14 protein-coding genes are annotated in these 13217 nt (G+C 63.8%); 6 read left to right on the top strand and 8 right to left on the bottom strand.

The window, feature by feature from the left end:
* The first annotated feature begins 33 nt into the window (after window positions 1-33).
* From ntcA to H0O22_RS08970, 3 genes are all read left to right on the top strand, one after another.
* Entirely contained in the window at window positions 34-774 is a 741-nt protein-coding gene (ntcA, locus tag H0O22_RS08960) for a global nitrogen regulator NtcA (protein WP_185186333.1), read from the top strand.
* 75 nt (window positions 775-849) lie between these two features.
* Complete coding sequence (locus H0O22_RS08965) at window positions 850-2028, top strand: DUF3084 domain-containing protein (RefSeq protein ID WP_185186334.1); 1179 nt, start codon at window positions 850-852, stop codon at window positions 2026-2028.
* Window positions 2025-2474, top strand: a complete 450-nt coding sequence (locus H0O22_RS08970) for a resolvase (RefSeq protein ID WP_185186335.1) — start codon at window positions 2025-2027, stop codon at window positions 2472-2474. Before H0O22_RS08965 ends, H0O22_RS08970 begins: the two co-directional genes overlap by 4 nt.
* Here H0O22_RS08970 and H0O22_RS08975 read toward each other — a convergent pair.
* The 4 genes from H0O22_RS08975 to psbH are packed head-to-tail and all read right to left on the bottom strand — an operon-like array spanning window position 2452 to window position 3803.
* Window positions 2452-2709, bottom strand: a complete 258-nt coding sequence (locus H0O22_RS08975; protein ID WP_185186336.1) for a DUF3146 family protein — start codon at window positions 2707-2709, stop codon at window positions 2452-2454. The two genes, H0O22_RS08970 and H0O22_RS08975, sit on opposite strands and share 23 nt — an antisense overlap.
* A gap of 6 nt (window positions 2710-2715) precedes the next feature.
* Entirely contained in the window at window positions 2716-3348 is a 633-nt protein-coding gene (pth, locus tag H0O22_RS08980; protein WP_185186337.1) for an aminoacyl-tRNA hydrolase, read from the bottom strand.
* Window positions 3349-3355: 7 nt separating this feature from the next.
* Window positions 3356-3598 carry a TatA/E family twin arginine-targeting protein translocase gene (locus H0O22_RS08985; protein ID WP_185186338.1) on the bottom strand — a complete coding sequence of 81 codons (243 nt, stop codon included), beginning with the start codon at window positions 3596-3598 and terminating at the stop codon, window positions 3356-3358.
* A 4-nt stretch (window positions 3599-3602) separates the two neighbouring features.
* A complete protein-coding gene (gene psbH / locus H0O22_RS08990; protein ID WP_010314489.1) occupies window positions 3603-3803 on the bottom strand; it encodes a photosystem II reaction center phosphoprotein PsbH in 201 nt (66 codons plus the stop codon).
* An 86-nt stretch (window positions 3804-3889) separates the two neighbouring features.
* Between psbH and psbN the strand changes: the two genes are divergently transcribed.
* Entirely contained in the window at window positions 3890-4030 is a 141-nt protein-coding gene (gene psbN, locus H0O22_RS08995) for a photosystem II reaction center protein PsbN (protein ID WP_010314488.1), read from the top strand.
* Here the strand turns inward: psbN and H0O22_RS09000 are convergent.
* Window positions 4027-7017 carry an alpha-mannosidase gene (locus H0O22_RS09000; protein WP_185186339.1) on the bottom strand — a complete coding sequence of 997 codons (2991 nt, stop codon included), beginning with the start codon at window positions 7015-7017 and terminating at the stop codon, window positions 4027-4029. The two genes, psbN and H0O22_RS09000, sit on opposite strands and share 4 nt — an antisense overlap.
* Before the next feature lie 100 nt (window positions 7018-7117).
* On the opposite strand from H0O22_RS09000, the gene H0O22_RS09005 reads away from it, so the two are divergent.
* Window positions 7118-7237: a photosystem II reaction center protein I gene (locus H0O22_RS09005; protein WP_010312075.1), complete on the top strand. Its 120-nt coding sequence runs from the start codon at window positions 7118-7120 to the stop codon at window positions 7235-7237.
* Window positions 7238-7332: 95 nt separating this feature from the next.
* Window positions 7333-10599 carry a DUF3769 domain-containing protein gene (locus H0O22_RS09010; RefSeq protein ID WP_185186340.1) on the top strand — a complete coding sequence of 1089 codons (3267 nt, stop codon included), beginning with the start codon at window positions 7333-7335 and terminating at the stop codon, window positions 10597-10599.
* On the opposite strand, the gene H0O22_RS09015 is transcribed toward H0O22_RS09010, so the two are convergent.
* From H0O22_RS09015 to leuC, 3 genes are read right to left on the bottom strand one after another with little or no spacing between them, the layout of a single operon-like run.
* A complete protein-coding gene (locus H0O22_RS09015; protein ID WP_185186341.1) occupies window positions 10593-11096 on the bottom strand; it encodes a pentapeptide repeat-containing protein in 504 nt (167 codons plus the stop codon). The two genes, H0O22_RS09010 and H0O22_RS09015, sit on opposite strands and share 7 nt — an antisense overlap.
* Before the next feature lie 54 nt (window positions 11097-11150).
* The gene (locus tag H0O22_RS09020; RefSeq protein WP_185186342.1) at window positions 11151-11774 is read right to left on the bottom strand and encodes a 3-isopropylmalate dehydratase small subunit; all 624 of its coding nucleotides are present in this window, start codon (window positions 11772-11774) and stop codon (window positions 11151-11153) included.
* A gap of 25 nt (window positions 11775-11799) precedes the next feature.
* Complete coding sequence (gene leuC / locus H0O22_RS09025; RefSeq protein ID WP_185186343.1) at window positions 11800-13209, bottom strand: 3-isopropylmalate dehydratase large subunit; 1410 nt, start codon at window positions 13207-13209, stop codon at window positions 11800-11802.
* Window positions 13210-13217: the final 8 nt, after the last annotated feature.

Here is a 13217-nt window from a genome sequence, read left to right on the forward strand (position 1 = left end):
CCGTAGGTTCCAGCAGACTTCAGTCGCGCTGAAATGGTCGTGGCAACGCAAGGATTCAGCCGCTACTCCCCTAGCCCTACTACCGGTACTTCTGTGATCGCACCGATCGCGGGAAGTCCGCTGCCACCCAATGCAACGCTCCTGGATGTCATCCGGGGGCTGAGCGGCAGCACGACCGAAATTGTCGAGCGCGGCAAGACGATCTTTTTCCCCGGAGATCCAGCCGAAAAGGTCTACCTGCTGAAACGCGGAGCCGTTCGCCTCTCCCGGGTCTACGAATCGGGCGAAGAGATCACGGTCGCACTCCTGCGGGAAAACAGCCTGTTCGGGGTGCTCTCCCTGCTGACCGGCCAACGCTCGGATCGCTTTTATCACTCCATCGCCTTCACCCGTGTCGAGCTGGTGACGGCCCCCGCCACCTCGGTGCGCAAGGCGATTGAACAGGACCCTGCGGTGGGACTGCTCCTGCTGCAAGGTCTGTCCTCTCGGATCCTGCAAACCGAGACCATGATCGAAACCCTCACCCACCGCGACATGTCCTCGCGCCTGGTGAGTTTCCTGTTGGTGCTCTGCCGCGATTTTGGGGTTCCCAGCAGCGACGGCATCACGATCGACCTGCGTCTTTCCCACCAAGCCATCGCGGAGGCCATCGGCTCCACGCGGGTCACCATCACCCGGCTTCTGGGGGACCTCCGCAACGACGGCCTGGTGCAGATCGACCGCAAAAAGATCACCGTGTTCGACCCGCTTGCCCTGGCGAAGCGCTTCAGCTAAACGGCTGACCGGGTGGCTGATCCCCGCTGATTTCCCACCGCCTGCAACCGATACTGACCGTCGTCGCCCAACGTCGTGTCCGGCTGGATCCTGATCCTGGCGCTGCTGATCCTCGGGGGAGTGCTCTCCACCCTGGGGGATCGCTTGGGATCCAAGGTCGGCAAGGCGCGGCTCAGCTTGTTTCGGCTGCGGCCCAAGAAAACGGCCGTGGTCATCACGGTCCTGACCGGCAGCTTGATCAGTGCGATTTCACTGGGCTTGATGCTGCTCGTCAGTGATCGCCTGCGCACCGGGCTGTTCGAACTCGATCAGATCGAACAACGTCTGCGGGATAGCCGTGATGCCCTGGCCAGCAGCCGCAAGGACTTAGCCCAAAGCCGCAGTGCCCTGCGCAGTGCCGAACAGGAGCGCAGCCAAGCCCAGAGCCAACTGAAGGTGGTCGAACAGCAGGCCAACCGACTCCAAAAGGAACTGGCCCCGCTGATGGAGCAGCGCCGGCAATTGGAAGTTGAACGCGATCGCCTCAGCCGCGACATCGCGGCCAAGGATTCCGACCTGCAGCGGAACCGCGCTGAGCTCGCCAAGCTCAACATCAAGATCAAGACCAGCAGCCAAGAACTGGAGCGCCTGGAACGCAACCTCATTGCCCTGCGGCAAGGCGATGTGGTGATCAGCAGCGGGCAACCCCTCGAGGTCGCCAAGGTCCGGATCGAGAACGCCAGTCAGGCCAGGGAAGTCATCCACGCCCTGCTGCAACGCACAAATTTGAACGTCTACCAACGGGTGCTGCCCGGGGAGACACCGAACCGTCAGATCCTGCTGGTGCCGCGGAGCGACATCAGCAAGCTGGAGACCACCCTGAGCAAGCGCGGCGAGTGGGTGGTCAGTCTGATCTCAGCTGCCAACGTGCTCAAGGGCGAGCGTCAGGTGGTCGCATTCCCAGATGTCAGGCCCAACAAGCGGGTCGTTCGCAGCGGCGAACAACTGGCCACCACCGTGCTGGAGGCCGATGAACGCTCCCAAGACCAGGTGCGCAGCCGCCTCAACCTGCTCCTAGCCGCAGCCTTAACCCGCGCCCAACGCCAAGGGGCCCTGGCCAATGGTTTGCAATTCGATCCGACGCGGGTCAGCCAACTGGCCGAGGCCCTGGTGAACCGTCCTCCCGGCGAGACCGCAAAACTCGAGGCCGTCTCCAGGGCGAACAGCGATCTGGCCGATCCGGTTGCCGTGGACATCCGCTGGCAGCGCCCATGAGCGCCTGGCTCGGCCTGGATCCAGGCCTTAGCAAATGCGGCTTGGTCTTGTCTGATGAGGGCTCAGGCACGGTCCTGGCCGCAGGCGTGCTCTCCCCCGACGGTTGCCTCGCTCAAATTCAAAGCTGGCAGAACGGCGCTGGGATAGAGGCGGTGGTGCTCGGCAATGGCACTGGCAGCAAACACTGGCAACAGCAACTCAGCGCCCTGGGGCTCAGGGTCCAGGTGATCCCTGAAGCCGGAACCACCCTGGCCGCCCGCGCGCGCTACTGGCAGCTGGAGCCCCCCAGGGGATGGCGGCGATTGTTGCCGGAGGGCCTACGCCTGCCGCCCCGGGACTACGACGATGTGGTCGCGCAACTCCTGCTCGAGCGCCACTGGGGAACGACGCTTAAGCGCGAGCCTGGCTTGACCGTGCTGGGCCTTAAAACTTCGCCCGGACGTTGAAGGCGTAGTCCCCCCCCGCCTCCAGCTGGTAATCGGTTTTCAGCAGAAAACGCAGCAGGGCGTCCTGGATCAAAGCCCGGCCCAGGGACGGTTCCACCTGCAACTCCCCGCGGTCAAAGAACCAGGCGAACGTCCACTCAAATCCGCCAGCACTGACCTCGCCCTCGAGCACCCGCTGGCTAAAGCTCTGGCGGAGCACCCGCAATTGCGCCGTTGTGGTGGGGAGGCGACTCACGCGGACTCAGGCGGTGGGTTGCTCGACCAGCTTGGCGGCAGAGGGAGCCACAAAACCGTTGAGCCTGTTACCGGCCCGCTCAAAACCCAGGCGCTGGATCAGATCAAGGCCCGATAAGACCTCATCGATCACCTCATCGAGCACCGGTTGCTCGGCTGCGGCGAAGCGGCCCAGCACGTGACCAACGGTGCGCTGCTTGCGCTCCACCGGATTCAAGGCCGGGGCACCAATGCCGATACGCAGCCGGGGAAACTCTTGTCCGCCGAGGTGGGCAATGCTGCTGCGCAAGCCGTTGTGGCCACCCGCACCGCCCGAGAGCCTCAAGCGCAACCGACCCAGGGGAAGATCCATGTCGTCCACCAGGATCAGCATCTGGGCAGGCTCAAAGCCAAACCAATCGAGGGCAGCCCGAATCGAGCGACCGCTCTCATTCATGTAGGTCTGGGGCATGAGCAGCCGCAAGCGTTCTGCCCCGTGCCCCACTTCGGCAAGGAGACCATGCAACTTGGACTGCTGCTTGAAGCTGCTGGCTTGACGCTTCGCCAACTGCTCAAGCGCCATAAAACCAACGTTGTGGCGGGTGCCGGCGTACTTCTCGCCGGGATTCCCCAAACCAACAACAAGACTCAACGGAGCCATGGCGCTCTCAACCGGCCGCTTGCTCGTCTTCGGCCTTGAGTTGAGGCTGAGGGTCGGACTTCACCTCCGCTTCCACCGTGTCGACGGCTTTGCGGAATTCGTTCTCGAATTCCTTGGACGCGGACTGGAAGCCCTTCAGGGTTTTGCCCAGGGTGCGACCCAGCTCGGGCAAACGCTTGGGACCGAACACCAAGAGACCGACAGCGGCAATGACCGCCATCTCTGGCAGTCCGATCCCAAACACGTTCATCGAATCAGCCGATGCCGTTCCAGTTCACGGTGATGCCGTCGAGGATCAACGATTTGTTGTACAGCTGGAGGATCACCAGCAGGAACACCAGGAAAAGGGCCATGAACACGCCCATCACGGGCGTGGTGCCCCAGCCGGGCACAACCTTGCCGTACTCGGAGTTCAGGGGACGCAGCAGATCTCCCAGGCGGGTGCGTTGAGCCATGTCGGGCTGTGCTCTCTGGCAAGGAGTTGGTCTCGTTACTGTAAGGGGCCTGGCTGCCTGAGCGGCCGGCCCTGTCGAGAGTTGTGATGGAAACCACCTCCCCAGCCATGTCAGTGGCTCTGGCCGTCCTGGCCGTGCTGCTCGGTCTGACCGGCTTCGGGATCTACACGGCCTTTGGTCCTCCCTCGAAGCAGCTCAGCGACCCCTTCGACGACCACGACGACTAAGCCCGCTCCAACTCCAGAGCCAGCAGCTGCCAAGGCTTCAGCGCCACAGCACCGCTCTGCCAGCCCTGGTCTTCGTCCTGGCGCCAACGCCAGCTCGAGCCCAACCCCCAGGACTGCCGCTGGGGGCTGAGGTTCTGCAACCGCAACGCCAGTTGCCGCGGGCCTGGGCCAGGCCTGCAGCTGAGCAGCCGGATTTGAGCATTGACCCAGTCGATCCCCTCCATCAGGTCAATGGGACCGGTCACTTCAGGGGCGCCTGCGATGTTCTTGGCGCGGCGTTGCGCCGGCCGCAGCCAGAGCGGTTCTCGAAAACGCTGGGCCAAACGTGGCGCACCAGCGGACCTCCAACCGTTCTGACAGGGGGCCAACGCCAGCCGAAGACGCTGGACGCCGTTGTCGGCGGAGGGATCCGGCCAGGTGGGCGCCCGCAACAGCGAGACGCCGAGACGCTCCGGGCTGGCAGACACCCCCTGAGGGCCATCCAGCAGAACAGCCAGACCACTCCCGCCGGCTTGGGGCTGGGTTGCGGCCCAGCTGATCGCGGTCACTTCCCAGCGCGCCTCTTCCCTCGGCGTCATGGGCTGAGCGGGGCGTTCCAGGACCCCAGCGGAGGTGTCCGCGGCGTAGCGCAGGGCCGCTTGCCCCAAGGGCAACTCGAGCCGCAGCAGCTCATGGCGCTGGCACCAATCGACCATCAAGGTCAACTCGAGGTAGGGGGAGGCGGCCCGCAGCTGAATATCCAGGCGCAGCGGGCTTTGGCCGCAGCGGCCGCGGACGACGAAGCGGCAACAGAGCGGTCCCTGCTCCACCAGCTCCGGAGTCCCCTCCCAGGTCAGGGGCAAGGGGTGCTTGCGGTAGTCCGCGGCGATATCCCAGGCATCCCAGAACTCCCCCCGATCCCGCCAACGCCGCCATTCCATCGGCCCGGAGAGCTGCGGCGAACCATCAGCCCCCCAGAGCTGCTGCACACCCTCAGCCCCGATCTCAACCGCAACCAAGCCGTTGGCCAAACGCCAGTTCGAGGCGTTGGCCTCCAGGACTACCGGGTTCGTGATGGCTGCAGCGGAGCCAGGCAGACCGTCATCCCGCTCGAGGGGGAGCGCCTGAAGGCCCGCGGGCAGAGGAAGCTGCACCCAGGTTCCGCCGCTGGATCGGGCCTGACTCGGGAGCGGTGCCCCGTCGACGCGCCAAGACCCGGCGGGCAGGCGAACGGTCAGCAGTTCGGCGGGCTGGGGCTGCAACTGCACCAGCCACCAGGGCTGAGCGCTGCTGCGGGCCGGCAGCAACGCCTGCAAACAGCGATCGCGTTGCAGCGCGGCCTGGCGGCGGGCCTGGCGCCACTGGGGCTCGGCCTGCTCGAACACCTCGGGGATCGAGGTGCCCGGAAGGATGTCGTGAAACTGCTGAAAGAGCAGCGGCCGCCAATCCGCCCCAAGCCGCTCCACTCCGGAGAGGTGCTGCAGGGCTGAAACCCAGTCGAGCTCGCGGAGCAAACGCTCCAAAGTCCGGTTGTGACGCTTCTGATCCGGGCGGGTCGTCGCGCAACCCCGATGCAGCTCGAGATAGAGCTCATCGCGCCAGACCGGCAGCCTGCTCGCCAGGGGCTCGAGTCCCTCGAGGTAGCTGCGCAGCGTGCCGTGCTGCTGCGGGCAGGCCACGGGCTGGTGCTGCCAAAGGGCCAACTGCTCGAGCATCTCGGCGGTCGGACCACCGCCGTGGTCGCCCACCCCCGGAAGCCAGAGGGCCTCGTCAACTCCCGTCGCCGCCCGCCATTGCTGCCGGTAGGTCTCCATGGCTTGGGGATCGCCCCCGGTTCCGATGGGTGCGGTCGCCAGGGACAACAGCTCCGATCCATCGGCACTGCGCCAGCGGAACAGGCGATGGGGAAAGGCATTGCTGCTGTTCCAGGCCAACTTGTGGGTGCAGAACCAGCGCACCCCGCTGAGTTGCACCACGGCCGGCAAACCGGCGGCAAAGCCAAAACTGTCGGGCAACCAGCAGAGCTCGTGGGTCCATTGGGGGAAACGGCTGCGGCTGTAGGCCTGGCCCTCCTCGAACTGCCGCAGCAGCGATGGGATCCCCAACAAGACGCAATCGCTTTCCACCCAGGGGCCATTGATCGGCTCAAAGCGGCCCTGCTCCATGGCCGCCACAAGGCGGGCAAACAGAACCGGATGGTGCTGCTCAATCCAGGCGTAGAGCGCCGGGGTGGAGTGGGCGAAGTGCAGCGCTGGATCCCGCTCCATCAGGGCCAGCGCCGACTCGAAGGTGCGCAATGCCACCTGCCAGGTGTCCGCCACCGGCCAGAGCCAGGCCAAATCCAAATGGGCATGACCCAACACATGGAACCGCCCCGAGGGCCTGAGCGCAGCGCATTGCTCCAGAGCGCTAGAGACAGCCCCCTGCTCCAACTGAGACAAGAGGGCTGCAGAGGCCTCCGTCGCCAAACGGGAGACCCCAAGGGCCAAGGCATCGGCCGCGAGCACGCCAGTGGGGTCCTCGAGCGCCGTGGGCTCCTGATCGACCCGGCTGTGGATCAAGGCGCCGTCGTCGTGCAGCGGGGAGCGCAGGCGCAGCTCCAGCTGCAAGGGCTCCCCCTCCCACCAGGAAGCCGGCAAGGGCCAGCGGCAGGCACTGTCAAATAAATCCCCCTGGTGAACGAGGGCACCACCGGCCCAAAGCTCGGCGGCATCCGCCCACCAACAGAGGGCCAAACGGGCACGCCGATCCCCCCGCTGAGCCGCCTGCCAGGGCTTCGGGCAAACCAACTCCAGGCGCAGATTCAGCCAGCGCCCGCCGCGGGGCCAGCTCAGCAATCCACGTTGATGCCAGTCAGGCCGGTGGCACGCGCCCCAGGGGTCATCGACGGCCGAAACGCTGTCGCCACAGGGACTTTGGACGCACCAGAGGGGCAGCAGGTCCCAACGGGTTTGTGCCTGAAACGTTTCAATCCAGGAGCGAACCGCGCCCTCTGTGCCCTCAGACATCGGTCAACGCGTTCACGACCCATAGGATGATGTGGCTGCCTCAGGCTCGTTACGGGCCCATTTGGCGCTTGTCACTCCCTGTCACCCGCCGGACAGACCCATGCTTGCCCTCAAGATCTCGGTTTACTCGGTCGTTTTCTTCTTTATCGGGATCTTCGTGTTCGGCTTCCTGGCCAGCGATCCCAGCCGCACCCCGAGCCGCAAAGACCTGGAGGAGTGATCTCCAGACCCTTTGAGGTGGGCTGAGTAACCGGCACCGCCTCACCCTTTTGAACAGATGGCCGTGGCAAGATCGCGGCCTTACGCGACCCCTTGGTGACTCAGCTCCGGAAGAGACTGATCCAAGGGGTTTCTGCATGCTCTGTTGCAGCCCTTCAGCTCGCACCGCTCAGCTCGGCCTGGGCGGCGCAACCAGCTCCCACCCCCACAGCGTCGGTCCTCTCAGAGGCCAGCCCCGAGCAGTCTCCCCCGGTCGTCATCAACCTGCTCGCCAACGAGCAGGGGTTCGATCAACGCCTCAATCGCTTTGTCGCCAAGGGCGACGTTCAACTTGATCTGGCCGGCGGGCGCGTCCTAGCTGATCGCCTGGAATACGAAACCGCGACACGCACACTGCTGCTGAGCGGGCGGGTCCGTTTCCAGCGGGGTGAGCAGTATTTCCAGGCCAACAGCCTCCGCTACAGCCTGATCGAGAACAGCGGTGATGCGGATGCGGTCTATGGGGTGATCGACTTCGACACCAGCGAAGTCGACTTCGACCTCAAGGCCTATCCCTCCGTTGCGCTGCCATCTCTGAGCTACTGGCCAACATGGAGCGCCTACGAAAAAGCGAGTTTTTCGACCAACCCGCCCCGCTTGCTTCGCAAAGATCTCAAGGGCAATGTCCTTGTTGATGTCAGCTGGGCCAAGCCGGCCAATGCCGCCGAATTGGCGCTGGCCGCGCATCCACTCGAGGCGCACACAGGTCAGGTCGAGCTCAAAGGTCTTGCACTCCAAGGCCTAAGCAGCAGCAAGCAAGCCTTAGGTCTGCCGGACAAGCTCAGCCTGGCCGACTGGAGAGTGCCTCCCATGGCCGTGGCACCGGCCGCGCAATCGATGGCATGCACGCCACTGATTCCGCCTGTCCCGGATTGGCACCCACATCCCTCAGCCGTGACGGCGTGGGCATTCGGACAAGCGATTGACGCCAACTTCGGTAACTCGTTCACCTTCAACGGACGCTGGCGCCCCGAAAACGTCTGGGGCCTGAACTACAACCAGCGCCTCGTCGATGCCGGCCCCCTGGCACTGGAATTTGACTCCAATGCCCTCCTCCACAAAACCAGCTGGCAGCCCGGTGGTGAGTTCAATAACAGCGAGCCTTTTGCACCGCTGCCGCCCAAAACCTTCGGCGAGTTCACCGCGGCCTTCGGCCTGCGGGCTTGGCTGCAGCCCTGGCTGAGCCTGGGCTTCTTCGAAGGCGTGAGTTTGCTGACCAGCAACAGCCTTTACGAGCAGACCTTCCGGCAGAACTACCAAACCTTCCTCAACTACCTGGGCTTTGAAGTCGAAGCCCTGGTGAAACCCCAGTGGTCTGTGGTCGGCCGCCTGCATCACCGCTCCGGCGCCTACGGCACCTACGGCGGTGTCAGCGAAGGCAGTAATGCCTATCTGGTGGGGGTCCGCTACCGCTATGGCCGCTCCAAACCGCCTCGGATTGCGCCATTGATGCCCCCTGCGGCCAGCTGCCCTGGCGCACCCAGCACCGGCGAAGAGCAGCAACAAAAGCCCCTTGCTGATCAGCTGAATGCTGTTGCGGAGGCGAAGCCTCAGCAGGCAACCGGCACCAGCCAACCACCAGCGCTTCCCCCACTCCCCACGACCCCAGCGGCACAGCTCGAAGCCGAGCGTCACAAGGCCATCGAAGCGATTGCGGATCAACGCATCAGCGACCTCTATTACATCCGCAGCCTGAAACTAGAGCGACGTCAGGGTGGCGGCTTCTTGACGCGTTCCAGCGAAGAAGATGCCTTTGGATCGGTCAAGCCAAACCAACTTGACGCTTTTAGCGGTGACCAAAAACTGATTGAGGGCTTCATCAGCCGCTGGAGGTTCCAGGCGGCCCGAATTCAGATCACACCGGACGGTTGGACCGCAACGCGGGCTGCCTTCAGCAACGACCCCTTCACACCCGCACAATCCTGGATCGACCTCGAGGATGTTGTTGCCGTCCAAGAAACGGAGGAGCGCACCAAGATCAGCGCTAAGCGCAGCCGCCTTGTCTTAGAGAACCGACTTCCGATCCCGATGCGGAAAAACATTGTCCTGGAGCAGGACCAACCCGCAGATAGCCCATGGGTGATCGCTGACGATGGCATTGACCGAAGCGGCATCTACTTCGGATACGACATGAAGGAAATCGAGCTGAAGAAAGCTCGATCATTCACTAACAAAAAAGGCGTTCAGGTTGACGAACAGCCCCTCAAGCTCAAGATTCAGCCCCAATTCATGGTGGCCCGAGCTCTCAACGGGAACGTCAACAGCTTTGTTCTGCCTGGCGATCCGATTGGAGGCCCGACCGGGTCTCAGCCAGCGCAGATCGGGGATCTCTTTGGTGCCTTGATCAAGCTCGAAGGCTCTGTCTTCGGCTACTCCACCAGTGACTTCACCCTCAGCCTGCCAACGCTGAACCCCCAGAACATGGCGAATGGCACCCGCAGCTGGGGTGACTTCTCAAGACAAATTTTCATTCCCAAGCTGGGGATCATTCCAGCCGGCACTTACACCACAAGGCTGTTCGGCGCCTATCGATACAAGACCTACAACGGCTCCTTAGGCCAGCAGGACGTCTACTCCGCCCTCGGCGCTTCGATCGAACGCCAAGGCGATCTCAATCCCTGGTGGCAGGTCAAGCACAACTATTACTGGAGGGCAGCCTTCGGCAACTTCCAAGGCAATAGTTTTGGCGAATCCAATCTGATCGACAGCACCCGCGGCAGTTTCTTTGGCGCCGTGAACAGTTCACTGCAGATTTGGCAAGCCAAATACGGTGATCGCAACAATCCCAAAACAACACAAAACACACCCAACCCGATTACGCCTGGGCTGCGTTTTAACACCAACGTCAGCACCCGCCTTGACTTCTACGGCGATGGCACTCGACAACTGGACCTCAGCCTCTCAGGTGGTCCGACATTGACGTTGGGGCGTTTCGAGAAAAACTTCTTCGACTACACCGAACTCACCATTTCTGGCGGGGGCACCCTGCAGCAAGGTGAAAGTCCGTTCAGCTTTGACAGAAACGTCGACCTCGCCACGTTGGGCATTGGTTTGCGCCAACAGCTTGTCGGTCCGCTCTTGATCAGCGGCGGCCTGGGTGTGAACGTCGATCCCAGCTCCCCCTACTACGGCGACTTCACCAATGCCTATGGCGAATTGGTGTGGTCCCGCCGCGGCTACGAATTCGCGATCTACTACAGCCCCTACGAGCAGGTCGGCGGCGTCCGCGTGAAGCTCAACGACTTCAACTACCGGGGCACGGGCCTGCCCTTCGTGCCGTACACCCCGACGGATTTCACCAAGAAGCGCCAGGGTCTCTACTGAGGGGGCAGCACCGGCAACGAGCTGGGTCCATCCAGGACATCACCGCCCACCATCAGCTGGCTGCCGGTGAAATCCACCCCCACCAAGACCGTCTGATCGAGATTGAGCCCAGGTGTCAGCGCCTGAATCATCACGGCCCCGCTCAAATTCGCGCTGCTGAGATCGGCACCAGAGAGGTCCGCATTGCTCAGCCGGGTGCCCTGCAGCTGCGCCCCCTCCAGGTTGGCGCCACTGAGATCCGCCCCTTCCAAATTGCTGCCACGCAGATCGGCTCCGCGCAGATCCGCCTCCCGCAGGTCGATGCCATTCAGCATCAAGCCACTCAGGTCAGCGCCGCGCAGGTCACAGCCAGGGCAGGCCGGCCAAGCCGGGGCAGCCAGCCCCGCTTTCTCTGGGTAAGGCTCAACCTGCAGAGGAGCGGCTTGAACCGATCCCGGGCCGCAGACCAGAGCGAGTGCGACGGCCGCCGATCCCTTCCCAAGCCAGCCGATCGCCATCGCCGTTGCGCCGCTATCTCATTCATAGACAGTGGCGCAACTGGCCGCCACGATTCAGGCGGCTTGGAACTGACGCAGATAGGGAAGGCGTTGGGCGGTGGCCTTCAGCGCCCCGTCATTGGCCAGCAACTGGCCCGTGGCATCCCACTGCCCGCTGAGCAGCATCTGCTTGGGACCCTCCGCCAAGGTCAACCCCCACTGCTGATCACCGCAGGAGAGCGTCAAGGCATCGACATCCACCACGAAAGCCGCGGTCGCATCGGCCTCGGCCGCCGCCTGAATCGCCAGCATCGTCTCGTGATCGGCGCTGAGGCAGGGAATGCCAAGGGCTAGGCAGTTCCCATAGAAAATCTCGGCGAAGCTCTCGCCGACCACAACCCGGATGCCCCAACGCATCAGGGCCTGCGGGGCATGCTCGCGGCTTGAACCGCAGCCGAAGTTGCGGTTCACCAGCAGGACGGACGCCTCTTGATGCTCCGGGCGATCGAAGGGATGCGCCCCGGCCAACTCCGCGCGGTCATCGGCGAAGGCCGCAGGTCCGAGGGCATCAAAGGTGACGCACTTCAGGAAACGAGCCGGAATAATCCGGTCGGTGTCGATGTCATCGCCGCGCATCACAACGCTGGTGCCGGAGACCTGAGTGATCGAGCCAGAGGGGAAAGGAGTGGAGCTAGCCATCGGTTGAAAAGAAAAACGCGATCAATCAGGCGTTGAGCAATGCGCGCACATCACTGACGCGGCCCTCAATTGCGGCGGCCGCCACCATCGCTGGGCTCATCAGCAGGGTGCGGCCGCTGGCGGAACCCTGGCGCCCCTTGAAGTTGCGGTTGCTGGAGCTCGCGCTGATCTGGCGATCTTCCAGGCGGTCGGGATTCATCGCCAGGCACATCGAGCAGCCCGGCTCCCGCCACTCAAAGCCCGCCGCTTCAAAGACCTTGTCGAGGCCTTCCGCCTCCGCGGCGGCGGCCACCTGCTCACTGCCGGGAACGACAAAGGCCTTGATGCCTGCAGCCACGTGGCGTCCCTTGGCCACCGCGGCCGCAGCCTGAAGGTCACTCAAGCGGCCATTGGTGCAGCTGCCGATGAAGCAGACATCGACCGGCAAGCCAGCAATGGGAGCCCCGGGTTGCAAATCCATATAGCGATAAGCCTCCTCCGCCAGGGGACGCTCGTCAGGTTCGGTTTGCTCCAGGGTGGGCACGGCCTCATCCACGCCGATGCCTTGGCCGGGGGTGATGCCCCAGGTGACCGTGGGCGCGATGGAAGCCGCGTCAAAGCGCACTTCATCGTCGAAGACAGCGTCGGTGCCGCTGGCCAAGCCACTCCACCAGCGCACCGCCTCAGACCAGGCCTCACCACTGGGAGCGAAGGGGCGCCCCTCGAGGTAGTCAAAGGTGACCTGATCGGGGTTGACGTAACCGCAGCGGGCGCCGCCCTCAATCGCCATGTTGCAGAGGGTCATCCGCTCCTCCATCGAGAGCGCCTCAATCGCTGGCCCGGCGAATTCGTAGGCGTAGCCCACGCCGCCCTTGACCCCCAAGGTGCGAATCACGTGCAGGACCAGGTCCTTGGCGTAAACGCCGGGCTGGAGCTGACCATCCACCCAGATCCGGCGGACCTTGAGCTTGCCCATCGCCAGGCTCTGGCTGGCGAGCACATCCCGCACCTGACTGGTGCCAATGCCAAAGGCGATCGCACCGAAAGCCCCATGGGTGGAGGTGTGGGAGTCGCCGCAGGCCACGGTCATGCCCGGCTGGGTCAAACCCAGTTCAGGGGCAATCACGTGGACGATCCCTTGGCGACCGCTGCCGATGCCATGCAGGGTGATGCCGTGCTCCGCGCAGTTGGCCTCCAAGGTGGCGAGCATTTCCTCCGCCAGGGGATCCGCGAAGGGGCGCGCCTGGGAGGTCGTCGGAACGATGTGATCCACCGTGGCGACCGTGCGCTCGGGGTGCCGCACCGTCAAACCCAGGTCCTTCAAGCCGGCAAAGGCTTGGGGACTGGTGACCTCGTGGATCAGATGCAGGCCGATGAATAGCTGGGTGGCCCCACCCGGCAGCTGGGAGACCTGGTGAAGATCCCAAACCTTGTCGTAGAGGGTGCCGGAGCTCACGCCGATGC

This window comes from Synechococcus sp. LTW-R, from assembly GCF_014217875.1.
In the GTDB taxonomy this organism is placed as follows: domain Bacteria; phylum Cyanobacteriota; class Cyanobacteriia; order PCC-6307; family Cyanobiaceae; genus Vulcanococcus.

Bases quoted from the DNA above. Each gene is read 5' to 3' on its own strand.
- ntcA (WP_185186333.1), top strand. From the start codon at position 34: ATGGTCGTGGCAACGCAAGGATTCAGCCGCTACTCCCCTAGCCCTACT.
- H0O22_RS08970 (WP_185186335.1), top strand. From the start codon at position 2,025: ATGAGCGCCTGGCTCGGCCTGGATCCAGGCCTTAGCAAATGCGGCTTG.
- pth (WP_185186337.1), bottom strand. From the start codon at position 3,348: ATGGCTCCGTTGAGTCTTGTTGTTGGTTTGGGGAATCCCGGCGAGAAG.
- H0O22_RS08985 (WP_185186338.1), bottom strand. From the start codon at position 3,598: ATGAACGTGTTTGGGATCGGACTGCCAGAGATGGCGGTCATTGCCGCT.
- psbH (WP_010314489.1), bottom strand. From the start codon at position 3,803: ATGGCTCAACGCACCCGCCTGGGAGATCTGCTGCGTCCCCTGAACTCC.
- psbN (WP_010314488.1), top strand. From the start codon at position 3,890: ATGGAAACCACCTCCCCAGCCATGTCAGTGGCTCTGGCCGTCCTGGCC.
- H0O22_RS09000 (WP_185186339.1), bottom strand. From the start codon at position 7,017: ATGTCTGAGGGCACAGAGGGCGCGGTTCGCTCCTGGATTGAAACGTTT.
- H0O22_RS09005 (WP_010312075.1), top strand. From the start codon at position 7,118: ATGCTTGCCCTCAAGATCTCGGTTTACTCGGTCGTTTTCTTCTTTATC.
- H0O22_RS09015 (WP_185186341.1), bottom strand. From the start codon at position 11,096: ATGGCGATCGGCTGGCTTGGGAAGGGATCGGCGGCCGTCGCACTCGCT.
- H0O22_RS09020 (WP_185186342.1), bottom strand. From the start codon at position 11,774: ATGGCTAGCTCCACTCCTTTCCCCTCTGGCTCGATCACTCAGGTCTCC.